This window comes from Nonomuraea turkmeniaca (genome assembly GCF_005889735.1).
GTDB classification, from domain to species: domain Bacteria; phylum Actinomycetota; class Actinomycetes; order Streptosporangiales; family Streptosporangiaceae; genus Nonomuraea; species Nonomuraea turkmeniaca.
This window is the reverse complement of the sequence record NZ_VCKY01000168.1, coordinates 1-23,036: the sequence shown is the minus strand read 5'-3', so window position 1 is coordinate 23,036 and position 23,036 is coordinate 1. Positions and strand designations below refer to the sequence as shown.

39 protein-coding genes and 2 pseudogenes are annotated in these 23,036 nt (G+C 67.7%); 37 read left to right on the top strand and 4 right to left on the bottom strand.

The window, feature by feature from the left end:
* Positions 1 to 124 precede the first annotated feature (124 nt).
* Positions 125 to 1,123: pseudogene (locus ETD86_RS59735) on the top strand (ComEA family DNA-binding protein); the annotation flags it as partial.
* A 37-nt stretch (positions 1,124 to 1,160) separates the two neighbouring features.
* Positions 1,161 to 2,594: a recombinase family protein gene (locus ETD86_RS37135; RefSeq protein WP_138671325.1), complete on the top strand. Its 1,434-nt coding sequence runs from the start codon at positions 1,161 to 1,163 to the stop codon at positions 2,592 to 2,594.
* On the opposite strand, the gene ETD86_RS37130 is transcribed toward ETD86_RS37135, so the two are convergent.
* The 3 genes from ETD86_RS37130 to ETD86_RS37120 form a co-directional block, all read right to left on the bottom strand.
* A complete protein-coding gene (locus tag ETD86_RS37130) occupies positions 2,591 to 3,358 on the bottom strand; it encodes a hypothetical protein (RefSeq protein WP_138671324.1) in 768 nt (255 codons plus the stop codon). The two genes, ETD86_RS37135 and ETD86_RS37130, sit on opposite strands and share 4 nt — an antisense overlap.
* Complete coding sequence (locus ETD86_RS37125) at positions 3,355 to 3,708, bottom strand: hypothetical protein (RefSeq protein WP_138671323.1); 354 nt, start codon at positions 3,706 to 3,708, stop codon at positions 3,355 to 3,357. The genes ETD86_RS37130 and ETD86_RS37125 overlap by 4 nt, the downstream gene beginning before the upstream one ends.
* 275 nt (positions 3,709 to 3,983) lie before the next feature.
* Positions 3,984 to 4,469, bottom strand: a complete 486-nt coding sequence (locus ETD86_RS37120) for a hypothetical protein (RefSeq protein WP_138671322.1) — start codon at positions 4,467 to 4,469, stop codon at positions 3,984 to 3,986.
* Positions 4,470 to 4,686: 217 nt separating this feature from the next.
* Here ETD86_RS37120 and ETD86_RS60310 point away from each other — a divergent pair, with 217 nt between their 5' ends.
* From ETD86_RS60310 to ETD86_RS36970, 33 genes and pseudogenes are all read left to right on the top strand, one after another.
* Complete coding sequence (locus ETD86_RS60310; RefSeq protein ID WP_138671321.1) at positions 4,687 to 4,932, top strand: helix-turn-helix domain-containing protein; 246 nt, start codon at positions 4,687 to 4,689, stop codon at positions 4,930 to 4,932.
* A complete protein-coding gene (locus ETD86_RS37110; RefSeq protein ID WP_138671320.1) occupies positions 4,929 to 5,108 on the top strand; it encodes a hypothetical protein in 180 nt (59 codons plus the stop codon). The genes ETD86_RS60310 and ETD86_RS37110 overlap by 4 nt, the downstream gene beginning before the upstream one ends.
* 47 nt (positions 5,109 to 5,155) lie before the next feature.
* Positions 5,156 to 5,959, top strand: a complete 804-nt coding sequence (locus ETD86_RS37105) for a hypothetical protein (RefSeq protein ID WP_211370558.1) — start codon at positions 5,156 to 5,158, stop codon at positions 5,957 to 5,959.
* Positions 5,960 to 6,137: 178 nt separating this feature from the next.
* On the top strand, positions 6,138 to 6,281 hold the full coding sequence (locus ETD86_RS55790) for a hypothetical protein (RefSeq protein ID WP_170223463.1): 144 nt from the start codon (positions 6,138 to 6,140) through the stop codon (positions 6,279 to 6,281).
* Between the two features lie 57 nt (positions 6,282 to 6,338).
* Positions 6,339 to 6,860, top strand: a complete 522-nt coding sequence (locus tag ETD86_RS37100) for a hypothetical protein (RefSeq protein ID WP_138671318.1) — start codon at positions 6,339 to 6,341, stop codon at positions 6,858 to 6,860.
* Complete coding sequence (locus tag ETD86_RS37095; RefSeq protein ID WP_138671317.1) at positions 6,857 to 7,153, top strand: hypothetical protein; 297 nt, start codon at positions 6,857 to 6,859, stop codon at positions 7,151 to 7,153. Before ETD86_RS37100 ends, ETD86_RS37095 begins: the two co-directional genes overlap by 4 nt.
* Complete coding sequence (locus ETD86_RS37090; protein WP_138671316.1) at positions 7,150 to 7,563, top strand: DUF6197 family protein; 414 nt, start codon at positions 7,150 to 7,152, stop codon at positions 7,561 to 7,563. The genes ETD86_RS37095 and ETD86_RS37090 overlap by 4 nt, the downstream gene beginning before the upstream one ends.
* The gene (locus ETD86_RS37085; RefSeq protein WP_138671315.1) at positions 7,556 to 7,918 is read left to right on the top strand and encodes a hypothetical protein; all 363 of its coding nucleotides are present in this window, start codon (positions 7,556 to 7,558) and stop codon (positions 7,916 to 7,918) included. The genes ETD86_RS37090 and ETD86_RS37085 overlap by 8 nt, the downstream gene beginning before the upstream one ends.
* Entirely contained in the window at positions 7,915 to 8,184 is a 270-nt protein-coding gene (locus ETD86_RS57425) for a hypothetical protein (RefSeq protein ID WP_211370557.1), read from the top strand. The genes ETD86_RS37085 and ETD86_RS57425 overlap by 4 nt, the downstream gene beginning before the upstream one ends.
* On the top strand, positions 8,181 to 9,017 hold the full coding sequence (locus ETD86_RS37080; RefSeq protein WP_211370556.1) for an ERF family protein: 837 nt from the start codon (positions 8,181 to 8,183) through the stop codon (positions 9,015 to 9,017). Before ETD86_RS57425 ends, ETD86_RS37080 begins: the two co-directional genes overlap by 4 nt.
* A complete protein-coding gene (locus ETD86_RS37075) occupies positions 9,014 to 9,397 on the top strand; it encodes a hypothetical protein (protein ID WP_138671313.1) in 384 nt (127 codons plus the stop codon). The genes ETD86_RS37080 and ETD86_RS37075 overlap by 4 nt, the downstream gene beginning before the upstream one ends.
* Complete coding sequence (locus tag ETD86_RS37070; RefSeq protein ID WP_138671312.1) at positions 9,394 to 9,762, top strand: hypothetical protein; 369 nt, start codon at positions 9,394 to 9,396, stop codon at positions 9,760 to 9,762. The genes ETD86_RS37075 and ETD86_RS37070 overlap by 4 nt, the downstream gene beginning before the upstream one ends.
* 10 nt (positions 9,763 to 9,772) lie before the next feature.
* Positions 9,773 to 10,201, top strand: coding sequence for a pseudouridine-5'-phosphate glycosidase (locus ETD86_RS37065; RefSeq protein WP_138671311.1), 429 nt, complete (start codon positions 9,773 to 9,775; stop codon positions 10,199 to 10,201).
* 84 nt (positions 10,202 to 10,285) lie between these two features.
* The gene (locus ETD86_RS37060; RefSeq protein WP_138671310.1) at positions 10,286 to 10,567 is read left to right on the top strand and encodes a hypothetical protein; all 282 of its coding nucleotides are present in this window, start codon (positions 10,286 to 10,288) and stop codon (positions 10,565 to 10,567) included.
* A 109-nt stretch (positions 10,568 to 10,676) separates the two neighbouring features.
* Entirely contained in the window at positions 10,677 to 11,054 is a 378-nt protein-coding gene (locus ETD86_RS37055) for a hypothetical protein (RefSeq protein ID WP_138671309.1), read from the top strand.
* Entirely contained in the window at positions 11,051 to 11,494 is a 444-nt protein-coding gene (locus ETD86_RS37050; RefSeq protein ID WP_138671308.1) for a hypothetical protein, read from the top strand. Before ETD86_RS37055 ends, ETD86_RS37050 begins: the two co-directional genes overlap by 4 nt.
* Positions 11,491 to 12,024 carry a hypothetical protein gene (locus ETD86_RS37045; protein WP_138671307.1) on the top strand — a complete coding sequence of 178 codons (534 nt, stop codon included), beginning with the start codon at positions 11,491 to 11,493 and terminating at the stop codon, positions 12,022 to 12,024. The genes ETD86_RS37050 and ETD86_RS37045 overlap by 4 nt, the downstream gene beginning before the upstream one ends.
* Positions 12,021 to 12,404, top strand: a complete 384-nt coding sequence (locus ETD86_RS37040; protein WP_138671306.1) for a hypothetical protein — start codon at positions 12,021 to 12,023, stop codon at positions 12,402 to 12,404. Before ETD86_RS37045 ends, ETD86_RS37040 begins: the two co-directional genes overlap by 4 nt.
* Positions 12,401 to 12,661 (top strand): hypothetical protein, encoded by a 261-nt coding sequence (locus tag ETD86_RS37035; protein ID WP_138671305.1) that lies wholly within the window; start codon positions 12,401 to 12,403, stop codon positions 12,659 to 12,661. Before ETD86_RS37040 ends, ETD86_RS37035 begins: the two co-directional genes overlap by 4 nt.
* Positions 12,658 to 12,780, top strand: a complete 123-nt coding sequence (locus ETD86_RS59355) for a hypothetical protein (protein ID WP_281287020.1) — start codon at positions 12,658 to 12,660, stop codon at positions 12,778 to 12,780. Before ETD86_RS37035 ends, ETD86_RS59355 begins: the two co-directional genes overlap by 4 nt.
* The gene (locus ETD86_RS37030; RefSeq protein ID WP_211370555.1) at positions 12,777 to 14,540 is read left to right on the top strand and encodes a DNA cytosine methyltransferase; all 1,764 of its coding nucleotides are present in this window, start codon (positions 12,777 to 12,779) and stop codon (positions 14,538 to 14,540) included. The genes ETD86_RS59355 and ETD86_RS37030 overlap by 4 nt, the downstream gene beginning before the upstream one ends.
* 202 nt (positions 14,541 to 14,742) lie before the next feature.
* Positions 14,743 to 15,153: a hypothetical protein gene (locus ETD86_RS37025; protein ID WP_138671304.1), complete on the top strand. Its 411-nt coding sequence runs from the start codon at positions 14,743 to 14,745 to the stop codon at positions 15,151 to 15,153.
* Positions 15,146 to 15,973, top strand: coding sequence for a DNA adenine methylase (locus ETD86_RS37020; protein ID WP_138671303.1), 828 nt, complete (start codon positions 15,146 to 15,148; stop codon positions 15,971 to 15,973). The genes ETD86_RS37025 and ETD86_RS37020 overlap by 8 nt, the downstream gene beginning before the upstream one ends.
* Before the next feature lie 50 nt (positions 15,974 to 16,023).
* Positions 16,024 to 16,815 (top strand): DNA-methyltransferase, encoded by a 792-nt coding sequence (locus tag ETD86_RS37015; RefSeq protein ID WP_138671302.1) that lies wholly within the window; start codon positions 16,024 to 16,026, stop codon positions 16,813 to 16,815.
* A gap of 422 nt (positions 16,816 to 17,237) precedes the next feature.
* Positions 17,238 to 17,474, top strand: a pseudogene (locus ETD86_RS37010) (WhiB family transcriptional regulator); the annotation flags it as partial.
* A 268-nt stretch (positions 17,475 to 17,742) separates the two neighbouring features.
* Positions 17,743 to 18,705 (top strand): hypothetical protein, encoded by a 963-nt coding sequence (locus tag ETD86_RS37005; protein WP_138671301.1) that lies wholly within the window; start codon positions 17,743 to 17,745, stop codon positions 18,703 to 18,705.
* Positions 18,702 to 19,406 (top strand): ATP-binding protein, encoded by a 705-nt coding sequence (locus tag ETD86_RS37000; RefSeq protein WP_138671300.1) that lies wholly within the window; start codon positions 18,702 to 18,704, stop codon positions 19,404 to 19,406. Before ETD86_RS37005 ends, ETD86_RS37000 begins: the two co-directional genes overlap by 4 nt.
* A complete protein-coding gene (locus tag ETD86_RS36995) occupies positions 19,403 to 19,675 on the top strand; it encodes a hypothetical protein (protein WP_138671299.1) in 273 nt (90 codons plus the stop codon). Before ETD86_RS37000 ends, ETD86_RS36995 begins: the two co-directional genes overlap by 4 nt.
* A complete protein-coding gene (locus ETD86_RS36990) occupies positions 19,672 to 20,046 on the top strand; it encodes a hypothetical protein (protein ID WP_138671298.1) in 375 nt (124 codons plus the stop codon). Before ETD86_RS36995 ends, ETD86_RS36990 begins: the two co-directional genes overlap by 4 nt.
* Positions 20,039 to 20,617 (top strand): helix-turn-helix domain-containing protein, encoded by a 579-nt coding sequence (locus tag ETD86_RS36985; RefSeq protein WP_138671297.1) that lies wholly within the window; start codon positions 20,039 to 20,041, stop codon positions 20,615 to 20,617. Before ETD86_RS36990 ends, ETD86_RS36985 begins: the two co-directional genes overlap by 8 nt.
* 129 nt (positions 20,618 to 20,746) lie before the next feature.
* Positions 20,747 to 21,205: a hypothetical protein gene (locus ETD86_RS36980; protein WP_138671296.1), complete on the top strand. Its 459-nt coding sequence runs from the start codon at positions 20,747 to 20,749 to the stop codon at positions 21,203 to 21,205.
* Complete coding sequence (locus ETD86_RS36975) at positions 21,202 to 21,570, top strand: hypothetical protein (protein WP_138671295.1); 369 nt, start codon at positions 21,202 to 21,204, stop codon at positions 21,568 to 21,570. The genes ETD86_RS36980 and ETD86_RS36975 overlap by 4 nt, the downstream gene beginning before the upstream one ends.
* A complete protein-coding gene (locus ETD86_RS36970; protein ID WP_138671294.1) occupies positions 21,567 to 21,803 on the top strand; it encodes a helix-turn-helix domain-containing protein in 237 nt (78 codons plus the stop codon). The genes ETD86_RS36975 and ETD86_RS36970 overlap by 4 nt, the downstream gene beginning before the upstream one ends.
* 4 nt (positions 21,804 to 21,807) lie before the next feature.
* On the opposite strand, the gene ETD86_RS36965 is transcribed toward ETD86_RS36970, so the two are convergent.
* Positions 21,808 to 22,086 (bottom strand): hypothetical protein, encoded by a 279-nt coding sequence (locus tag ETD86_RS36965; protein ID WP_138671293.1) that lies wholly within the window; start codon positions 22,084 to 22,086, stop codon positions 21,808 to 21,810.
* A gap of 158 nt (positions 22,087 to 22,244) precedes the next feature.
* Between ETD86_RS36965 and ETD86_RS55785 the strand changes: the two genes are divergently transcribed.
* A complete protein-coding gene (locus tag ETD86_RS55785; protein ID WP_170223462.1) occupies positions 22,245 to 22,382 on the top strand; it encodes a hypothetical protein in 138 nt (45 codons plus the stop codon).
* Positions 22,383 to 22,478: 96 nt separating this feature from the next.
* Entirely contained in the window at positions 22,479 to 22,988 is a 510-nt protein-coding gene (locus ETD86_RS36960; RefSeq protein ID WP_138671292.1) for a helix-turn-helix domain-containing protein, read from the top strand.
* Positions 22,989 to 23,036 lie beyond the last annotated feature (48 nt).

The window sequence follows — 23,036 nt, the reverse complement described above, 5'->3', positions numbered from 1 at the left end:
GCTCCTTCCTCGGCGCACCGGCGGAGAGGGCAAGCCCGTCGAGACAAGGGCAAGCACCGATGGCTCCCCCACCAGGTCTCGCGCGCCCGAAACCCAGATCAAGCAGCCCGCCACCCCGCCTCGTGTGCGGGCCGACCACCTGCTGGACCTGGCGGACGAGGACAGCACGACGATCGGATGGGCCGAGACTTCCCCCCGCACGCACGAGACCGACCACAACGAGGGCTCCACCACATCGCATCGACTCCGCCGCGACGCCAACCTGGCTCCCGTACCGTCTCACCACACTGGCGGCCTCGCCCCAACACCGCTCAGCCGCCACAACGGCCAACCCTCCGCACCGGCTTGGCGCGACAACAGTCCGCCCCCCGCACCGGCTTGGCACGACAACGACCCGCTCCCATTGCCGATTCGGCACGACAACGACCCGTTCCCGTTGCCGACTCGGCCCGGCGGCGGGCGGGTCCCAGATAGTCACTCGGGAAGCCAAAACGACGGCCCCGCCCCGCCTTCACCTGGCCGCAACAGTGGTCGGATCCCCATCCCACCCTCCTTCCAGGCATTTCGCGCAGCCCTGGCCACGCAGGCCCCTGCCCTCGACCCCGGCAGACCAGGCATTCGGGTCCTGCTCGCCGTCGGCGCTCTCGCGGTGGCCGTAGCCGCTTTCTTCGTCTGGCGATCTCAGCCCCAACCGGAGCCGCTGCCACCTCCCACCCCGATCTCGCCCGCGTCACCGTCTCCCACCTCGAAGGTGACCGTCCACGTCACCGGCAAGATCCGCAAACCCGGCGTCTACCTTCTCCCTTCAGGCGCCCGGGTCGCGGACGCGGTGACTGCCGCCGGAGGAGTGACCCGCGGCGCCGCCACAGACTCGCTCAACCTTGCCAGGCGCTTGATCGACGGCGAGCAGATCACGGTGGGCGCACCCACCGGCCAGGCCGCTCCCGGCTCTCCCGCCTCAGACCCGGCCGCCACCATCCTCGACCTGAACTCCGCCACGACAGAGCAACTCGAACAACTCCCGGGCGTGGGAGAGGTCCTGGCCGCCCGCATCACCGAGTTCCGCGCCGAACACGGCGGATTCACCAGCGTGGAGCAGTTGCGAGAGGTGAGCGGCATCGGCCCCCCGAAACTGACAAGTAAGACTATGCTGCTGTCTCGTGAGACCCTTATGCGCCATCCTTCTGCTCCGCATCAGCGACGACCGCAGCGGCGAGGCAGCCGGCGTCGGTCGGCAGGACGAAGACGGGCGACGCCTCGCCGAAAGGCTCGGGTGGACGCTCGGCCCCGACGAGACTCACGTCATCGTTGAGAACGACACCAGTGCCTTCAAGCGCCGAAAGATCCGGCTCCCAGACGGGACCTTCGCCCTCCGGACCGTGCGGCCGGGCTTCCGCCGTGGTCTCGACATGCTCGCCACCGGAACCGCTGACGGGCTGCTCGCCTACGACCTGGACCGAGCCGCGCGCGATCCGCGTGATCTGGAAGACCTCATCGACGTGGTCGAATCCAAGCATCCACGCATCCCCGCCGAGTCCGTCACGGGATCCCTGCGGCTGGCCAACGACGCAGATGTCACCATGGCGCGGGTCATGGTTGCTATCGCGAACAAGAGCAGCCGGGACACTGCCCGGCGTGTCACACGCAAGCATGAGGAACTCGCTACGCAGGGCAGACCGGGCGGCGGCGGGATTCGGCCGTTCGGCTACGAGAAGGACGGGACGACGATCCAGGAGAACGAGGCAGACGTCATCAAGTGGATGGCGCGGGAGATCCTTGACGGCGGGACGTTGTTCGGAGTCGCCGCGCAGCTGAATGAGCGCGGCGTGCGGCCCGTGCGGGCGCAGCAGTGGAACTCCCGCTCGGTCTGGTCGATCCTCACCGGTCCCCGGATCGCTGGACTGCGGCGTTTCCGCGGAGCAGTCGTCGGGGACGCGACGTGGCCCGCCATCCTGGACCGGGACACCTGGGATGCCGTCCGGGCGCAGATCTCGGAGCGGGGGAGTGGGCACAACAACCAGCTCACCCGGTGGCTGACCGGGACTCTCTGGTGCTCGCTGTGCGGGCATGAGCTCACCAACGCGTCGGCGACCAAGCACGTCGGGCCGCGCTACTGGTGCTCCACCCCTCGCGGCGGCTGCGGAAAGATCGCCATCACAGCGATCGCGGTAGAGGACCTGATGAGCGAGCGCATCGTGGAATACCTCTCCGACCCCGACGCCGTCGTCCGACTGCTGGAGGCGATCTCCGGCGGGACAGCAGACCAGACCCGGACCCAGCTCGCTGAAGACGAGGCGCAGTTGAAGGATCTGGCGCGCATGTGGGCGACCCGCCGGATCACGCTCGCCGAGTACACCGAGGCGCGCGACATCATCGAGGACCGGGTCAGGAACGCCAGGGCGTTCACGCTCAGCTCCGCGCCCCGCGTGCTTCGCTACCTCCTCGAGGGCGATGTGCAGTCCCGCTGGGACGGGCTCGCCCCCAAGGATCGGCGCGTCGTTGTGCAGGCGATCCTGCCGAACGGCTTCAAGGTGCTGCCCCACCCGAAGGACAAGCCGCGCCGCTTCGACCCTGACCGGTTGGTGCCGCGCTAGCCGACGCACAGGTCAAGGAGCGGATTCAGGTCGACCTCGATGAGGCAGTCGCGCACCGGCGGCTCGACCGTCGCGATCGGCGCGGACGTCGCGGGAGGACCGTCCCCGCCGGCCCCAACCGGTGGCGTAGACGCGGCGGCCGGTGGTCCGCTCGTGGGCGTCGGCACCTGTTCAGCTTCCGCTGTCCCAGTCTCGACGGGGAGTGAGATCGGGGGTGCGGAGCTGGACGTCGGTGGGGCGGGCGGCTGGGTTGGTGAAGGACGGGCTTCCGGTCGCCGGGTGCTCTTTGGACGCGCATCTCTCGTGCTGGCTGGCCTTCCGCTCGGCGCCTGTGTCCGCGGCGTCTCGGCGCTCCGTGTCGGCGATCTTACGGCGGGCGGAGAGGTGCGCGTCGGCACGGTCGTTATGGTCGTGATAATGGTCGGAATCAGCCCGGCCTGGGGCGGCGGTTTCGCGGCATTGCGATCAAATGGAAGTGTCACAGCGGCGGTGAGCACGCCAGCACCAGCGGCGGTTGCGGCCAAGGTGACACCGGGGTGATTGCGTGTCATGTTCTTGAGCGGCTCCCACGTGTACAACGCGATCGGGAGCAATATCAGAGAATCAAGATTCCGTTTGTGGGAGCGGACAGCGGAAACGATCGCGGCTGCCCGTGCTCGGCCCTTGAGTTGCGCGTCGACTTCGACGATCAGTTCGCCGCCTTCCTCGAAGGCGGCGGCGGGTAATACGGCGTTTTCGACTTCGATGATTTTCGGCCACTTCATGCGCCGCCCTCCCCGTAGCGCTCTTGGATGCGGCGCCAGAGCCGGGCCTGTGCGATTGGATCATCCCTGCCCTGAGGCGGGACCATGAGCGTGCGATGAACACCACCTATATGGAGATGAACGGGGCGGAGAGAGTGACCCTTGCTTCTCATGGCATGTCGCAGCTCGTTCGGCACCGGGTTCTCTTCGCTCCCGTAGAGCAGGTCCGTCAGCTCCGCGATAGTGTCGTACGCCAATTGGAGATCAGTAACTATCTCCTCCAGGCGCCTGCGCATGAAATCGGCGTCTCGGAATGAGGCAGCATCGAGTCCGCTGGTGACTGTCACTCTGTCGCGGATGACCGCTAGCACATGCTCGATGAGGCGACGTTCCGAGGCGCCATTGCCCGTTTTACCTGTCACGATCACCCTCTTTTGCCAACGCCCAACATCAATGGGCGCATTGCTTCCCCCTCGCCCCGAATGTTCCTCAAGTCATTGGACGCCCGAGTACTGAAATCGTCTACTGCCGGTTAACGGTCGTGACCGATTCGTAACGTGACATGCCCTGGTGTGCCCTGCCATGCCAGGGTGCACACGTAAACGCCCCGAGGCGTGGTGTCGCTCTCGGGGCGTTTCGGGGGGACTTAACTGCTGCGCCGGCGCAGCTCGTGCACGTCCGCTTGCGGGCGATCTCTAGCCGGGGCCTCCGCGGCGCGGCGCATCACCTTCAGGTGGCCGATCAGCTGACGTCGCTCAGACTCGCTGAGGCCCGGGGTTTCCCAGATGTGCTGCTCGGCATCGTCCTCGTAGCGGCGTTCGACCTCGGGGGTGGCAACGGGGACTTGAGGTGGAGCGGCGTGACGGTCCAGCTCGTTCGCATTCAGGTCGCCACCCTTGAGGACCTGGTCGATGTTGCCGGGTTTCAGCTGATACGCCTGCTCGACGGCTCGCTTGGTTGTGTCTGAGAAGTTGGTGCGTCGCGCGCTCTCGATGTCGTAGAGGACCCGGTAGTCCAGGCCGACCTCTGCGGCAAACGTCCTGCGGTTGCGGTACCTGACGTCAAGTTGAACGCGTCGCCCCAAGAGGAGTTCGCCAAGGCGCGTCCACGCCTCGTGCGTATGCGTATCCACTTCTGACACCTCTCGTCAGGACAGTGCTCTACTGAGCGTGGCGGACTCAGTAGGACTAGTCAACTCTCCAACGGTAATGCATATCCCTCCATGTCGAGACGGGGTCGGCCCTTGCTGTAACTCCAACATCATGAGTCATTTTGAGTCACAACAAGAGAACTGACAATAAGTGAGTCATAGAGAAGGGGTTGTGTCAAGCGTAACTGAGTCATAGTGTGTGTACGTGCCACCAACCAAGAACACTCCACAGCACGGCCCGGCGATCCGAGCCCTTCGCGAGAAGGACGGACTCAGCGTTGAAGAACTCGCCGCGCGCGTCGACATGCACCCGCAGTCTCTGCGGAACGTTGAACTGGAGCGGCGGCCCATCTCGCACGTCAAGCTCAACCTCATAGCCCGTGCGCTCCAGGTTGACACCGCGGCGATCAGCCGAGGGGCGACCCCGAAACAGGGTGCGGCATGAGTGACCAGACGCCTCCCGCTCCACGCGGACTCTCCCGCCCGCTCAAGGAACTCATCGACTGGCCCAGCCCCGACCAGTTCCGCACCATCGCCCGCGTCCTCGGCCTGGTCGATGCCGTACAAGAACGCCTCGACCGTGAGGCAGCCGAGCGCAAGAACGCAGGGGAGGCGGCGTGAGTGACATCCAGATCCCCAACGGCTCCCCGTTCGACGCGATCAAGCGCGTGGACGAGGCGGGCGAGCACTGGACAGGCCGTGAGCTTCAGCCGCTCATGGAGTACTCGCAGTGGCGGGACTTCGCGATCGTCATCGAGAAGGCGAAGGCGTCGCTCACCCTGGTCCAGGGCGCTGCTGCTGCGGAGGCCAATTTTGCGGACTTGCGCAAAAAAGCTGGTCAGGTGGGCCGTAGAGCTAAGGACTACCGCCTGACTCGCTTCGCTGCCTACCTCACCGCGATGGCGGGGGACGACACAAAGGACGCCGTCGCTCACGCACGGGTCTACTTCGCGGTCCGCACTCACGAGGCGGAGACAGCCGAAGCCGCCCGGCAGGTGGCGCCGAAGCTGTCGAACCGCGAGCTGGCGGCGATGGTGATCGAGGAGGCCGACCGGGCCGACCGCGCCACTGCTCGCGCTGAGATCGCTGAGGGCAAGTTCCAGGCGATCGAAGCCGGCGACGGGCTGACGCTGACCGCGTTTCACAAGAAGTACTTCAGCGAGGTCACCGAGCGGACGTTCTTCGAGCACCTGTACAGCAGGGGCTACCTGATCGACCAGCGCGGCAAAGGCTCTGAGCGTGAGAACGGAACGTTCCGGGACGGTCCGGAACACCGGCACCCGACGTTCAAGGGCAAGCCGTTCTTCTACCTGCACGGCAGCGGCGTCCACGGCAAGCGGCGGCGGGAGAACACCCGCGTCCGGCCTGGAGACCCTGAGCTTCTGCTGAAGGCGGCTCTCGTCAAGGACGGGTTGCGCGGCAACCAGCACACCGTTGGCCACCTGTTTGCCATCGAAGGCGGTGCCTCGTGAAGCCTCAGGACACCCGCGTCTGGCGTAAGTCCGCCCGCGTCGCGCTGAAGGGCGTTGAGCGCGGTCGCCGGTCGACGCACCGGGTGGAGACGCAGGACCCGCTTCCGGGCTCGTCGTGGTGGCGCCGGCATCCGAGCCAGTGGCCGCCGCACATCCTCCAGCGACTTGGGCGTACCTCGTGACCGCCGCCGACTTCAACGACAGGTGCGCTGAGGCGTTCGCCTGTCACGCGCTGCGGCTGGAAGTGGACGACGCCCTGGAAATCGCCGCCGAGTTCCTGCACTTCCCCAGACAAGCCGCGAGGCCAGCCGTCCAGGGCTGACCTCGCGAAACCCACCCGCTCCTCAAGACGGACCACGACCAGAGAGCAGGCAAGTCAATGAGCACCGTATACGACCCGTTCGCTACCGCCGAGTTCGCTGTTGAGATCCTCGACGGCGAGACCCTGATCGGCCGTACCGAGCCCACCCGTGACCCGAGCTACGCCGCGCAGGCGCTGCGCAAGCTGAGCTACGCCTACCCCGGCTCCCGCATCGCGTGGCGCTCCCACCCGCGCAACGAGTGGACGGCGCTCGACGAGGCGGGACTGGACCGCATGGCCTATCAGCGGACCGCCTCCGTCGTGGCGTTCCTCATCGGGGAGGGCCTGGCCAAGGTCAACTGGTCCCTCAGCAGCACACGCCCGAACGACATCAACGGGCACCTCGTCGGCAACGAGGACCCGCGTGAGGCGTTGAAGGCGTACGCGGACCTCCTGGGCGGCGAGGTGACCGACTCGCCGCACCTGAACGGCAAGGTCCAGATCAAGGCCGCGGGCGCCTACCACGGGCTGTCCGTCGAGGTGTGGGACCTGATCACGCCCGAGCAGTCCGCCGACCAGGCTGAGGCGGTGTCGGTATGACGTACGTGCTGCCCCAGACGCCCCGCCAGGTGGACGTGAGCATGACCGCTCGCTACTACCTGGACCTCCTGCACTACTTCGGGTTCTCGCTGACGATCCACACGCCGCGCACCTCAAGTAGCGGCGAGTACGTGGTCCGCGGCTCGCGAGGGTTCGGAGCGGAGATGGAGATCGTGCGCGGCCACGGCCCCCGCCTGTTCGGGGCGATCCTCCGGGCTGCCGTGCAGATGGGCGGCATGCGGTTGGAGATGTACCGCCAGGTGGTCGAGCAGCGTCCGGAGCGTGACCAGTGAACGCCTCCAAGATTCTCACCGACGCGATCGGCGTCCTGGAACAGCGCGGACGCTCGTATGGCACCTACCTCAACCAGCAGGGCGAAGTCTGCGTCCTTGGCGCGCTGGCGTTGGCCGCTGGCACGGAACACGACATCTGGGAAGGGCTGGGGCTCTACCCGGAGGACGAGTGGGAGCTGGGCGACGCCGAGATGGTAGAGGCGGCTCGGCAGCTCCTCACGCTTCTCCCAGTCAAGGCCGATCTCAACGACCTGCCGATCCAGGACCTGATCGAGCACATCGGCGACTGGCATGACGGCGTCTCCGACGCCGACGGCGACAAGCCTCGCCCTCCGGCGAACTCCGTGGTGTTCGCCAAGTTGGCTGAGGCTGCCCGTCTCGCTGAGAAGGCGGGAGCGGCGAATGTCTGAGCGAGAGTTCATCATCAGGGCCACGCTCGACTTCGAGTACAAGGTCAAGGCCGAGAGCGCAGACGACGCCGCGCAGATGATGAACGACGGCGAAGGAGTCGGCCAGGGTGAGTGCGTCGGCTGCTCCATCGAAGCCGTCGTCTCCGCCGAGAACAACGGCCGGTTCTGGCACGACGAGGACGACGAGCGCGCCAAGTGCGCGGCGTGCGGCCACCTGCTCTACGACGGGCACACCGGCCGCCGCTACTACGACCGCGAGAAGCGGACGAACAAGTGGCCGAACGCGTGCGACGAGTACGGCTGCGACTGCCTGGTCAGTGTCGAGCCTGAGCAGGCCGAGGCGGTGAAGGCATGACGGGCCGCTGGTTGACGGTGAGCAAGACCATCACCCGCATCTACGACGCCACCGGCCGCCTCCTGACATGCCGCCAGGTGCTGGAACTCGGCAAACGAGACGGGGCGCGGGGACTGATCGTCGAGTCCTCTCACGAGCACACGCGAGTGCTGGAGCGGTCCGTGGCCGACCACCTGGAGTGGCTGGCCAGCAAGCCCAGCGTCCGGGGAGGGCCTGCTCTCGACGTGACCACCGAGGACCAGTACCGAAGGGAGCAGGGCACGTGAGCGAGCCGCAGAACATCTACCAGGCGTTCGCGCTGGTGATGAAGAGGGTCCGCTCGGTCGCTAAGCGGGACAAGAACGATCACGGCGGTTATGTCTTCCGTGGCGTGGACGCCGTCATCAACGCGGTCGGGCCGAAGCTGCGGGAGGTCGGCGTGATCGTCGTACCGATCGTCGAGGATTCCTCATACGGAACCGTCGAGGTGGGCCGCAACCGGACGCAGATGGGCCACGCCCAGGTGACGGTCACCTACCGCTTCTACGGCCCGGACGGCACGCACATCGACTGCCGGGTGCCGGGCGAGGCGATGGACTCGGGCGACAAGGCGATGAGCAAGGCCATGTCGGTGGCGTTCCGTACCGCGCTGATCCAGGCGCTGTGCCTGCCCACGGATGAACCGGACCCGGACGGCGCCACCTACGAGCGGTCGGCCGCCAAGACGGTCGAGGACTACCGCGCCGAGGCGTTGAACGGCAACGCCACCAAGCAAGACCTCGAGCGCACCTACCGGGAAGCGAACCGGGCCGGGATGCTCGCCCAGCTCGTCACCGACGCCGCCGGCAAGGAACTGCGCCTGGTCGATCTGCTGATCGAGCGCGGCAAGCAGGTGCCGGACGGGCTGCCGCGCAACAAGGACAGGTCGGTCTCGAGGTCGAAGCTGACCGACGAGGAGAAGGCCGCCGCCGGGCTGATGACGAACGCCGAGGTGCGGGCTCACGGGAAGCTCGAGCGGGAGACGGTCGCCAACCCGAAGAAGGCCGAACGGCTGGACTCCTCCGAGTTGTTCGACCCGTTCGCCACCACCCCGCCGGAACCGAATGGCGGTGGCTCGTGAAGCGCGGCAACCCGCCCCAGCGGCGTACCCCGTTGCGGGCGAAGAAGCCGCTCGAGCGGAAGACGGAGCTGAAGGCCAGCGGCAACCTCGAGCGGACGACGCCGCTGCGAGCCCGGTCGAAGAAGCAGGAGGTCAAGTACCGCATCCGCCGGCCGTTGGTGGCCGAGCTGCTCGAGCAGCGGCTGGTGTGCGAGCGGTGCGACTCGGCCCGCTCCACCGACGTTCATGAACCGCGCATGCGCTCCCGCGGGGCAGACATCACCGATCCGAAGCAGTGCGTGTGCCTGTGCCGCGACTGCCACAACTGGATCCACGCGAACCCTGCTGCCGCGACCGCTGACGGGTGGCTGATCGCTTCCTGGGATCGGGAGGCGTCATGAGGTTCGACGTCGTGGTGTTTGAGCTCGAGTGCACCGCCTGCGGTGCGTACTGCGAGCACCGTTACGACGGCGAGGAGACGGCCTGCACGTCATGCGGGACACCGCGTGAGGTCGATCCGGAGCTGATCGCGGCCGTCCTCGACATGCGGCCGTGCGCCTGGTGCCGGGAGACGCTGCCGGCCAACCACACGTGCCGCCCTGACGAGCCTTCCTGCGAGTCGCCCGCCCACCTGTACCCGGACCGGTGCGGCATCTGCCCGACCGACCTCGCCCTTCAGGAGCGGTCTATCGCTGCTCGCGCCGAGGCCGCTGCTGTGCAGGACGTGACCCTGTACGGCTCTCCCTCCGACATCGACATCCCCTGAGGAGTCCGCCATGACGCACGCAACTGACCTGTACGAGCCGGGCGACGATCGAGAGCCCGAACCGTGCGAGTGGTACCCAGCGCCGGAACCGGTGGACCTGGACGAGGTCGAGGCCGCCCGCGAGCAGGCCCTGATCGAGATCGACGAGAACGGCGCGGTGGGCGAGGAGAACACCGAGCTGGTGCTCCGACAGATGCTGCCGAGGCTGCTCGGCGAGCTTCGCGAGGCCCGCCAGCGGACCGCCGAGTGGGAGGCGCTGGAGACCCGCGAAGAGTGGGCGACCACTCCTCATCGCGAGATCCCACCGAACAAGAACGTGCCGTTCCGCGTGACACCTCACCACGCCTTGAAGGAAGCCCAGAAGGGCCAGCGGCAGGTGTGGCGCCGGATGCTCTCGGTCCACCCGTGGGAGCCGATCGACGACGCGGCCCCGTTCTGATCTTCCCTCCGCCACGTGCCCGACCAGTCGGGGGCGGGCACGTGGCGGCCCTTCCAGACCACTACAGCACCAGGAGACACGCAAATGACCGCGGACCAGATGTTCGACGTCACCCACTCCACTCCGAGGTTCACCCCGGACACCATCCAGCACCTGAAGGACGTCCGCCAGCACGCGCTGGGGAAGGCCGAGAAGGCCATGCACGCGCACCAGGAGTGGCTGTCACGCGCCACACAGTGGGACGACCTGATCCGCCGCGCCGAGGCGTACGCCGAGCAGCCCGAGCAGTCGTGGTCGCACAACGACGTGGGTGGCGAGGACGGCACCAGCGTCCTCCCTCAGCTCGAAAGCGAGCCGGTGTCATGACGGCCGCTCTGCGCCTGGTGCGCCACTACCTGCTGCGTAAGCCTCACACTCCCCGCCACGCCAAGCCCGAGCCCGTCCGCATTCACCCCTACGCCGAGAGGACCGCCCGATGAGCACCGAGACGCCCGAGACGAAGAACCCGTACCAGCTCCGCCGCGAGGCGATCAACCGTGCGATCAAGGCGTGGCAGGAGCACGGCGACGGCGACGCGATGACCCTCGAAGACGCCCTCATGGATGAGAAGTTCGTTGTCCTGCCCCGATCGACCGGGCACGGCAAGTGGATTGTCACCGTCGATGGTCAGCCCGCCGCCCGGCCGGGCAAGGACCGTCCGGCCGGGCCGGTGGATGCCGAAGAGGCCGCCGAGATGTTCCTCACGCTGACCGGCAGCGACTACTACAACGAGTGCCAGGTGACGGTCCGCCCCGCGTCCCCTGACGAGCTGGTCGCCTCCGTGTGGGACCACATCACCGGCGGTGCCGCATGAGCGACATCACCCCCGAGAAGGTCGCCGCCACTCCGCCGAACCCCGAGAACGTGGCCGGGTTCCTCGCCTACTGCGCGAACGACGCCATGGACGATGGCGGCAACCTGTGGTACCCGCTCGTCAAGGCTGCTGACGGAGGTGTCGTCGAGATCGCCATCAAGCCGGGCGACGAGGACGGCACCGCGATGGACGAGGTCGTGCACTTCCGCGCGGTCGTCGTCGAGGGCGAGACCGTGCCGGTCGTGCTGGATCGTCCTGCCGATGCCGGGCTGGAGCTGCCCGGCGGCAACAGGCTCGGGCTGGACGGGACGATGGTCGCGGCTCGGCTCGCTCTGAACGGCTCCCTGTTGCCCGACGAGGCGCGGGAGATCGCCGCGCACCTCGGAGCTCTGGCAGACCTCGCTGAGGCCTCTCAGGCAGAGCAGGAGCGTGCCCAGTGAGCCAGCCCGAGATCGCCACGAAGACCGCCTATCGGACCACACACCCTGACGCGCTCGCTGCCTGGCGTTCTGCTGCCGACGCCCGAGAGGAGTGGGGCAAGCAGATGGACGCCTTCCTCGCCGAGCACGGACTTAGCGGGCGCACCGTGTGGGTCTCCCACTCTGGGCGTGTGTTCGGCATCGAGCACGTCCACGACACAGACGTCCCGGAGGGGTGGCGGATCGACTCGCGCACCGGCCACCTCATGCCTCGCCTCGCTAAGAAGGCGGGCAAGCTGATCGACGCTCGCTTGGACGAGTTGAAGCAGCCTGACCCGCGCGACGCCATGCCCGGCATGCCGAAGGACTGCTTCGTCAGCCTTGCCCTGCTCACGTGCGGGTTGGCCCTCCTGGGAGAGGCGCTGTACGCCACGTGGAGCCGCCCGATCCCTGAGGAGCAGGTCGATCTGACCATCTGGGAGCGGATCAAGCTCTCCGAGTACTACGCCGCGTGGGAAGCCCACGAGGCAGAGCAGGAGCGGCAGTCGTGACCTCCCTCGACCAGAACATCACGCCGCTGTCCGCTCAGCGCCTTGCGGAGATCCGTCGCAACCAGGCCGAGGTCGCCGACTACATCGCCCACGGCCTGATGCGCAGCAACTTCGCCTACCAGGACCGCACGGATCTTCTTGCCGAGGTGGATCGCCTCAACACTCGCATCGCCTGGCTGGACGACTACATCGCTGGCGTAGGAGGGATCTCCTGCGTCCCAGAGCACCCTGACGGGGAGGTGGAGCGTCTCAACGCCACCCTGGAGCGGGTTCAGGCGGTCGCTGACAAGCCTGTCCATCACCAGTGTGACCGTGACGGCCGGGTCGGGTGGGTGCGTCTGAGGGACCTTCAGGAGGCGCTCAAGGACGGTGCGCCGTGAGCCTCGCCAGCCTGGACCCGGGCAACGCCGCAACTGGCTGGGCGGTCGTGGGAGGCGGGCTGATCCTGCTGCTGTTCGCTGGCCTGTCGTGGGCGTGGCGCCGTCTGCGCCGCATCTCTGACCCGCCCAACACGGCAGAACGCATCCTGCGTGAGGCCCTCGATGAGGAGGCCTCCCGCGACAGGGCGCACCTGGAACGCATCGATCTCAAGCGGATGGAATCCGAGTGGCGCAAGTGGCAGGAGCGTGACCGGTGACCGCCCTTCGCTTCGCTGCCCGCCTGTCGGCCTGGAGCCTCGCCTGGGCTGTGCACCGCGTCCTGAGCGCCCTGTGCCCTGCTGACGTCCACGACGTCTTCCCCGAGGAGGACCGTTGACCCTCACCCTGATGGACTGGTTCTGCGGCGCCGGCGGCTCCTCGCAGGGCGCCCACGCGGTGCCTGGCGTCCGGGTCACCCTGGCTGCGAACCACTGGCAGCGGGCGATCGAGTCCCACGCCTCCAACTTCCCGGAGACGGACCACTACCAGGGCGACATCCGCGAGGCTCCGGTGGAGCGGTGGCCTGTCGCGGATCTGTTCTGGGCCAGCCCTGAGTGCCCGCAGTGGAGCAACGCCCGCGGCAAGGTGCGTGACTTCGCCACCTCGATGCAGGGCGAGCTGTTCGGCCCTGAGAAGGACGAGGAGGTCGAGCGGTCCCGAGCCCTCATGGAGGAGGTGCCGCTCTACCTGCGGGGCGTCCAGGCCCGCGGCAAGCTCGTGTTGGCCGGCGTCGTCGAGAACGTCATCGACGTGCGGGCATGGGACCAGTGGGACCGCTGGCTCGGCGAGATCCGCAAGCTCGGCTACCGCACCCGCGTCATGGCCATGAACAGCATGCACGCCCACGGCACCCGCACCCCCGCAGCCCCGCAGTCCCGTGACCGTCTGTACGTCGCCTACTGGCACGAGTCCCTGGGCCGGACACCGGACTGGGACAAGTGGCTCCGCCCGGCCGCCTTCTGCCCGACCTGCGACATGTGGGTGTCCGCCCTGCAGGTGTTCAAGACGTTCGGCGCCGACATGGGCCGCTACCGGCAGCAGTACGTGTACCGGTGCCCGAACAGCGCATGCCGATCTCAGATCGTGGAGCCTCGCACCCTGCCTGCCGCCGCGGCGATCGACTGGAGCCTGCCTGGCCAGCGGATCGGCGACCGTGCCAAGCCCCTAGCGGACAAGACGCTGGCGCGGATCAAGGCGGGGCTGGAGAAGTATGCCCGCCCGATCACCCTGGAAGCCGCGGGCCACACTTTCGAGCGGCGCCCCGGTGTTCGGACGTGGCCGATCGACGCGCCGCTGACCGCGCAGACCACGACCGCGACCAAGGCGCTTGCGGTGCCTCCACTGATCGTGCCCGCCGGAGGGACGTGGCGGAACGATGCCGTGCCCGTGACGGAGCCGATGCCGACCCGCACCACGAGGGAGAACGACGGCGTCGCGTTCCCGCCGTTCCTCGTTCCGCTTCGTTCCGGCCGTAACCGCAGCCTGCGCGCCGACACTGACCCGCTGGCCACGGTCGTGGCGGACGGCGGCAATCACGGCCTGGTCGTGCCGCCGCTGCTGGTGCCCGTCGAGGGCCGTGAGGGGAAGGAAGCAACCCCCGCCACCCAGCCCGGCCGCACGCAGACCGCCCGCAACGAGACCGGCCTGGCCTGGCTGCCGTTCATCGCCGAGCTGCGCGGCGGCGGCAGCGACGCCCGCTCCATCGTCGAGGCGCTCGGCACCGTGACCGCAGGTGGCGGACATCACGGACTGGCCGCCCCCGCAGGTGACATCGACTGGGAAACCCTGCTGGTGCCGTACTACGGGAAGGGTAACGCTCGCCCGGCCGGCGAGCCGATCGGCGCCCTGTCCACCCGGGATCGCTACGCGGTCGTCAATGGGCTGGCCCAGATCGACCTCGACGACGTCCTGTTCCGGATGCTCGAACCCCACGAGATCGGCGCCGCGATGGCGTTCGCCCAGGACTACGTGGTGCTCGGCAACAAGCGGGAACGCGTCCGCCAGTACGGCAACGCCGTCACGCCACCCGTGGCCGAGCTGATCGTCTCCGCCCTGGTTGAGGCGATCACGGGTGAGGATCTGGAGCGTGCCGCATGACCGGCCCCCAGGCGCCCACCCCGTGCGCATGCGATCACCTCGACGTGCTCCACGCGATCCGCGGCAACGGTTCCCGCGGCGCCTGCTCTGTCTCGACTGGTGCGCAGGCCGTCCCTTGCGGGTGCAAGGCGTACACCGCGGCCGAGACCGAGGACGGTGGCCTGTTTCCCACCCCTGACCAGACCCAAGGAGGGCCGCTCCTGTGAAGCGTCTCCCGATTTCCAGTCTCGCCAAGCTAGCCCGCGCCTGGTCGTCGCCCGAGATGGACCGCCCTGTCCTGTGGCGGACTCTGATCGGCCGTGACACATGGGCGCTGCTTTTGATCACGAAGGGCAAGCTCGGCGACCTCCCGCCGCGCCCTGAGACTGGGCCGACCATGCGCCTTTCGGGGAAGTGGGCGCGCAAGACCGGTGCCGACCTGCAGCCCGAGCAGTTGCTGTACGAGCGGATCAGCCAGCACCTGCGAGCTAACGCCCAGGAGAAGACCGAGTTGGGTGTGTGGTTCGCGGCGGCCATCGCCACGGACGCGGCCGTCGCCGCCCTGGCTGAGTTCGGTGTCGACGTCGCTGCTCTCGTGCGCCCGGAGCCTCTCGAGGAAGGTCCACATGCCTAAGCCTCCTCTCACCTACTACGGCGGGAAGACGACTCTCTCGGAGAAGATCGTGCGACTCCTGCCGCTCCATGAGCACTACGTGGAGCCGTTCGCCGGGTCGCTGGCGGTGCTGCTGGCCAAGGCGCCCAGCTCGATGGAGACGGTCAACGACCTCGATGGCGAGCTGATGGCGTTCTGGCGGGTCCTGCGCGACCGGCCGGCGGACCTGGAGCGGGTGTGCGCCTTGACGCCGCACTCCCGCGCCGAGCACGCGGCCGCGTACGAGCCGGCGGTTGACGAGCTGGAGCAGGCCCGCCGCGTGTGGGTGCGGCTCACCCAGGGCCGCGGCGGCACCCTCCGCAACACGGGCTGGCGGCACTACGTCCGCCCAGTCGGCACCACCGGCATGCCGGACTACCTGGCCGCATACGTAGCCCGGATCGCAGCTGCCGCCGAACGCCTGTCCGGGGTGTCGCTGGAGTGCCGCCCCGCCCTGGACGTGATCGCCTCCTACGGCCAGCACCGCGAAGTCTGCCTGTACGTGGATCCGCCCTACCTGGCGTCCACCCGGACCAGCGTCAACTACCAGCACGAGATGCCCCGCGCCGACCAGCACATCGAGCTCGCGGAGGCGCTGCTGGACTGCAAGGCGTCGGTGGTCCTGTCGGGCTACCACTCGCCCCTCTACGACGAGTGGTACGCCGACTGGCACCGCGTGGAGATCCAAACCGCGACCGGCCAGGCGCAGCAGTGGTCGGCCCGCACCGAAGTGCTGTGGTCCAACCGCCTCTTTCCGAACACCACCCCTTCCCTTTTCGACGCGGAGGTGGCCCATGCCTGAGTTGCCGGCTCTTCCCGTACAGGAGTCCCCGAACACCCCCGGAGCCGATCATGCCTGACCCGTATTTCAAGAGCGACGGCGTAGAGCTGTACCTCGGCGACATGCGGGAGGTGCTGCCCGCGCTGGACGTCCACCCCGTGGCCTGCGTTGCCGATCCTCCCTACGGGGAGACGGCGAACGAGTGGGACGCCTGGCCGGACGGTTGGGTCGACGCCGTCGCGAAGGTGCTGCCGAACTCGGCGTCGCTGTGGTGCTTCGGCTCGGCCCGCATGTTCCTGGACCGGCGAGACGAGTTCACCGCCTGGAAGTTCGCCCAGGAGGCGCTGTGGGTCAAACGCACCGGCACCGGTCCGACCTCGCGCGACCGCCTGGTGAAGCTGCACGAGTGGGCCTACCACTGGTACCGCGGTCGTTGGACAGATCTGCACCATGAGTGGGAGCGGGTCCGCGCCGACCCTGCTGCAGTGGCCCGCAACGGCGGCGCCGCCCGCCGCACCGCCGGCATCGCCCATCGCGGCGAATACGCGTCAGCTCCCACCTGGACCGACGACGGCACCCGCCAGCCTCTCTCTGTCACCTACCTGATCGAGGCCGCGTCCGTCCGCTACCAGAAGCGCCACCCGGACGAGAAGCCGCTGGCCGTTGTCGAAGCCCTCGTCCGCGAATGCACACCGCCGGGCGGACTCGTCCTGGTGCCGTTCGCCGGGTCCGGCTCCGAACTCCTCGCCGCCCGCCTTCTCGGCCGTCGCGCCGTCGGCATCGAAAGGCATGAGCCGTACGCCGAAGAGATCGCGAAGCGGCTGTCCATGAATGACCTGTTCTCGGAGGTCTCTGATGCCTGATCTGATCTCGAACCCCGCCGCACGGAGAGGAGCCGACCTTGGCGACTAGCGAAATGATCGAGGCCGCTTGCCGTACCGACAAGGAACTGTTCAAGCCCGCGGGGTTCAAGCAGATCGAGTCGGGCCACATCATCGGCGAGACCGGGGAGGAGGTCGACCCGCTGGAGCAGGCGCGTGCGGCCCGCTGGCTCCGCCGTGAACGCCCCGCCGGGTGGAAGACGATCCTGCAGTTGCTCGGCCTGCCCGAGGGCGGGCCGCTCACCAAGTGGGAGGACGACCCCGCGGCCTGCCTGGAGGAGGCTCGCGCCGACCCGGTGACACCGGCGCCGGTCGTGCATCTCGCCGCCGCGCCGGCGCCCGCAGCAATTCGACCCCCACAGAGCAGGTCTGGCATCCGCAGGAAGCCGACGCCCCGCCGCGACATGGGCTGGCAGGACGACGGCGCCTGCAAGGGCGAAGACCTGACGCTGTTCTTCGGCCTGGACGGCGAACGCCAGCCCGAGAGAGACGTTCGGGAGCGCAAGGCCAAGAGAATCTGCGCCGGGTGCCCAGTCCAGACCGAATGCCTCTCCTACGCCCTCTCGGCGCCGGAGAAATACGGTACCTGGGGCGGACTGAACGAGGACGAGCGTGCCTCTGAACGCCGCCGGCGCATGCGGCACCGCATCCCTATGGCGCAGGCCCCGACGATCCCGGACTTCAAGCCGTGCCGCTCCTGCCGCACGACCAAGCCGATAGAGGAGTTCGGGCCCAAGCGGAAGAACCCGAGGAACCCTGACGGGCGGAGCAACTGGTGCCTCCCATGCACGGAGGCGGCGCGCACTCCCACATGGGCCCGTTCTGAGACGCCGGAGGTGGCGTGAGGTGCGAAGACAGACGCAGTTCTCGCCCGTCCTGTAAACGCCCCGCCTAGAGAGAGCCGCCTACGTGAACGACCAAATCCTCAACGGCCTCAGCGATGGCACTTACCGCGCTCGCTGGCTGCGTGAGGTGTTGCGAACTGCCCAGATCACAGAGTCGGTGAAGGTGATGTTGCTCGCGCTCGGGATTGAGGAGATGGACCCGTCCGGTCTCGTATCAGTGCCTCGCGAGGAGCTCGCTGTGCGCATCGGGCGGGGAAGGGCGCGCGTCTCCGAGAGGATCACGGCCGCGGTGGATCAGGGCTTCCTGGTTCGGGTGTCGGCGGGCAAGAAGGGCAACACGGCGGTGTACGCCGCGGCTGTCAAAGGGTCCGCCTGTGCGGACCCTTCTGATACCGGAAAGGGTCCGGCTATCCGGACCGAAAGTGAACACTTTGGGTCCGATCTGCAGGACGCTTTGCCGGATTCGAAGGGTCCGGCTATCCGGACCGAAACAATGTTTGGGTCCGGACTGCAGGACGCTTTGGAAGGCAATGAGGTCCGGATAGGCGGACCGAATGACCCGAAAAAGGGTCCGGCTATCCGAGACGCCAAGGTAGAGGGGTTTAAGGGGGAAGAAGTTGAACTTCCCACCGACACCCCAGAAGAAGAATTCTTGATAGGAGAGGCCGCCCCGCCGGCCAAGCGCAAGCCGCGAGCCAAGCGCGCCCCGGTGCCGAAGATCCCGATCCCGCCGGACTTCGCTCCCGATGAAGCCCTGCGCGCCTGGGCCCGCGAGAACTGCCCGCTCGTCGACATCGGGACACAGACGCTGGCGTTCATCGAGCACTTCACGGCCGAACCCGGCGAAAAGCCGGAGATGCGGCCCGGATGGAACCGCTCCTGGAAGCAATGGATGATCCGCCAGCAGGGCTGGGCCCAGGAGCGGCAGAGCAATGTCCGCCAACTCCGGCCCACTGGTACGGGCGGGCACACGCCGTATCGAAACCCCAATGACCAGTCCGTTTACTTTGAGGACCTCCGCCCATGACTGAGCCCAGACCGCTGAAGCTGGCCATCGATGAGGTGATCACCCGTCGCGGCGTGAACGTGGACACGCTGAAGGACCTTCCGCAGCCCGACGACGATCCGTACCTCCGCCAAGAGGTACTCCGGCAGGCAGGCGAGTACGCCGACAAGCACATCCCCGCCCGCTACGCCGATGCAGTCGCCGATGATCCGGCCGTGATCGACTGGCTGCGGCGGATCCTCGACCGTGCCGTCACCGAGTCCGTGATGCACGTGCAGTGCTCCGTGAAGACCGGCCCGTCGCTGCTCATCCTTGGACCGACAGGCGTGGGCAAGACCCACCAGGCGTTCGGCGTCCTGCGTCTGCTGTCGCAGACCGGCGTGCGCTGCGCGTGGAAGGCCGTCGCCGCCGCGGACCTGTACGCCAAGCTCCGGCCGCGGCATGGCGTGGACTCCGAAACCGAGTTCCGCGCGGTAGCAGACGCCCCGCTGCTGCTCGTCGACGACCTCGGCGCCGCCAAGACCTCGGAGTGGGTCGAAGAGGTCAACTACCGCCTGGTGAACTGGCGCTACGAGCGGGTGCTGCCCACGCTGTTCACCTCCAACGTCCCGCCACGCGAACTTGCGTCCAGCCTCGGCGAGCGGGTCGCGTCCCGGCTGATCGAGATGGCCCAGCGGGTCGTCTTGCAGGGCTCTGACCGCAGACGGGTGCAGGTCCCATGACCCCGGAGGAGGTTGAGGCCGCCGCCGCCCGCGCTGTGGACCACCTTGAGTCACAGATCAGGGAACGGGACGCGGCCGAGGAGAAGGCAGATGCCCACCTGTTCGCGCTGAGCGTCGTGACGGCCATGCGCGGGCAGGGCTGGCGTCCCACGCCGGCGAAAGCGGCCCCGGTGTTGGAGCAGCAGATTGGCCCGCCTCCGCACCCGGAGACGGCGCACCGCGGCGCCGAGCTGGTGCGTGCGGCCCTTCGAGGAGAGGAGGTGCCGTGAGCGACGTTCTCGACGACCTGGCCGAGCGAATGATCCTGCCAGCAGCGCGGCTCGTCCCTGCGGTGCAGGACCTCGACGAGAGTGAGACGCAGGCGATTCTGTCGTCGCTGTCGCTGCTCGAGCTGCGCGCCCTGGCGGTGGTCCTGGCAAGCCTGGTGCCCGCGGACGACCCGGCCATGGAGCTGTTCACCACGTGGATGCACCAGTCCAAGCCTGTCCCGCCGCGGCCGATTTCCGAGGGTGAGGCGCGGGCGAACCGGCGGCGCCTGCTTGAAGCGCTCGACGCAGACCCCGACCCGATCGAGGAGCCGGCGCTTCTCCCCGTACCCGACCCGACCCTCACCCCCGACCCGAAGGAGAGCGATGTCTAGCCCGAGCTTGAGCCCGGATCTCGCTGAGGCCGAGAGGCTGGCGCGCGAGGTGACGGGCTCGTGTATCGGTTGCGGCGACAAGGAGTGTGAGGGTTGCTGGGATCCGTTCGCGCCGAAGGTTGACCCGAAGCCGGCTGAGCGAGCGCGTCGGGTGTGGCAGTACCCGATCAGCGAGCGAGAGCGTGTTCGCCTCCGCGACGAGGTTGCTCGACGCAGCGAAGCGCTGGGCGTAAAGGTCGCCGACCTTGCCGCGCATGCAGGTGTCACCCATCAGGCGGTCTCCAGGTGGCTACGGCGTCAGCTGACCGCCGTCGGCGATGACCGCATCACGAAGATCGTCGAATACTTGGACGCGATCGAGGTTGAGGCGGGAGTCGAGGTCCCCTCGCCCGAGGCTCTCCACCAGCGCGTTCGGCAGGTTCTGGAGAGATATCAGATCCAGCAGAAAGCTCTCGCAGCCAAGGCGGGCGTCAAGGCTGGCGAGTTTGACCCGGAGGCGCTCGCGGCGGGGGACGGCTCAGACGAGGATGCCCGCACGCGAGGCGCTACGGGGTCGCTCGCAGCCTCATAGGGGGTCTCCCGTCCCTTTACTCGTCCTTGGGTCTGAGCGGGCTCCTGTGGCCCGCTCAGCCGCTCACTAGTCCGAGAAAGGTCACTGATCAAGCTCGACAGGATCGACAATCGAGGAAGGAATCGAACGATGACCACCGAGATCGACTACGGACCCCGCAACCCGCGAGCGATGGACCTTGCCCGCATCGCGCTGTGGGCAGCCGTCCGAGACGACAACGACCGAGCCGTAGCCGCACTCAAGGCGATCAACGAGGAGACCGGCGGCGAAGGACTCATGGACGCGATCCTCGGCTGGTGCGACACCGCCATCGCCCACATCGGGATCGAGGTCGGCAAGCCCGTCAAGATCGCGTGGATGGAAGCCGAGACCCAGCGGATCAACTCTGGCCCTGACGAGGTCCGCCCGACCGCACGATGGGCCGGACGTCTCCTCGCCGCCCGGGCGGCTGACGATCACGACACGTTCATGGCGCTGATCGACACCATCCCAGGCGGCCCGAAAGACGTGGGCGACCACGTGTGGGAGCTGGTCCAGATGGTCGCGCTCAACCTGCGGGCCCAGCAGTCCGGGGAGACGCCCCGATGACCGAGCGGAAGATCGTCAACCTGACCCCGCACCCGATCCGCATCTACCATCCGAACACGCCCGACCGAATCGTCGACATCAGCACGGGCATGCTCTGCCTGATCCCGACGTCCGGCACGGTCGCCAGGCTCGCCACCATCGATCTGGGCACCTGGTACACGATCGATGGCATCCCGATCGAAGGCGTCGAGTACGGCCACGCCCACGACCTCCCACTGAAGCAGGACGGCGTCCATTACGTGGTGTCGCTCGCGTTAGCGCTCGGGCAGCAGGGCCGGGATGACCTGCTGGTCCCGTACTCCGAGGTCCGTAACGGCGACGGGACTGTGGTCGGCTGTCGCGTGCTGGCGAAGGTCGCGGGATGACCCTGCAAGACGGCCTCCGCTCACTCCTGGCCGGCGAACTACGCGCCGCTGGACTGTCGCAAGCGGAGGCGGCCCGCCAGCTCGGCATCACGGCCAAGCACATGTCTCAGATGCTCACCGGCCGGGCGCCGTTGAGCTTGGCGTGGGCGGACGAGATCGCCGGACTGTGTGGGCGTGCGCTGCTGGTCGGGAGTCGCCCAGCGTCGCCTGAGGCGTCGGGGGAGTCCCGGTGAACGGCTACTCGCCGGCGGGCTCGGTGACGCGGTGGCTGGCGATCAGCCAGGCGTGGATCTCGCGCCAGCACCAGCCCGGCACGCCGTTCACCGTGGCAACCGGTTCGGGCATGGGCGTCTCGCGGGGGCGTAGGCCGGAGCGTGTGGGGGAGCCTTTGGCGACCCAGGCGCGCCGGTACTTCTCCCAGTTGCGGACTGTGCTCATGGGGAAGTCGGCGCCGAAGTCTTCCTTCGCGCGCTCGATGATCTCGGCGTATCCGACGACGTCGTGTTTGTGGTCCACGTGATCAGCGTACCTCTGGTGGCGTTCCGGTCAAGCCGTGCATGGCTTAATCACGGCTATGTAACAGAGTAGACGAGCAAGCTAGATAAGGCTTGACGGCTAAGCCAAATCTGATAGATTCAAGTCATCAGCAAGGGACGCCACGCAGGGAGAACGAGATGACCACCACCTACAGCTACAACAGCTACGAGGACTACGCCGAGGCGTACGGCTACAGCAGCCCGGCCGAGTACCTCAAGGCCCGCGACTCCTACGACAGCACCGGCACCGGACATCACCCCGGGCTCTGCGACTAGTCCCCTCCGGCCCCGGGAAACCGGGGCCCCACCCCTCCCTGTACGGACAGCAACGGACCTGACCGGGCGAGGACTTACACCCATCAAGGAGACGCTGTGACCGCCACCCCACCTGTCCACGACGCCCTGGAAGTCCTGGCTGCGATGCCCGAGCTACTTCGTGAGGCCAGGCGGGCTCGCGGGTTGTCGCTGCGTGCCGCCGCCGACGAGGCCGGGTGCAACTTCAACACGCTGTCCCGGGTCGAGCGGGGGATCGACTGCTCGCTCTTCAATGCCGTCGCGATCCTGCGATGGGTAGCCGTCAACCAGGAGGTCACCATGACCGACCAGCCCAACCCGTACCGCGAACGCGCCTACCTCGTCGCGCATCTGGCAGCCCAGTACTTCTCGGCGATCGCCTACAACGACCCGAACGAACCGGAGTGGCCCGTCATCTACATCGAGACCCCAGCAGGCCAGTTGTCGTGGCATCTGAGCCCTGACGACCTCGACCTGTTCGAGCACGTGATCCGAGTCACCCCAGAGTCGATCACCTGGGACGGTCACTCCACGGAGGAGAAGTACCAGCGGCTCGCCAAACTCACCAGCGAGGCGACCAGTGCCTGACCTGCCTCCGCCCCCGGGAAACCGGGGCTTCTTCCCCCTCCCCAAGAC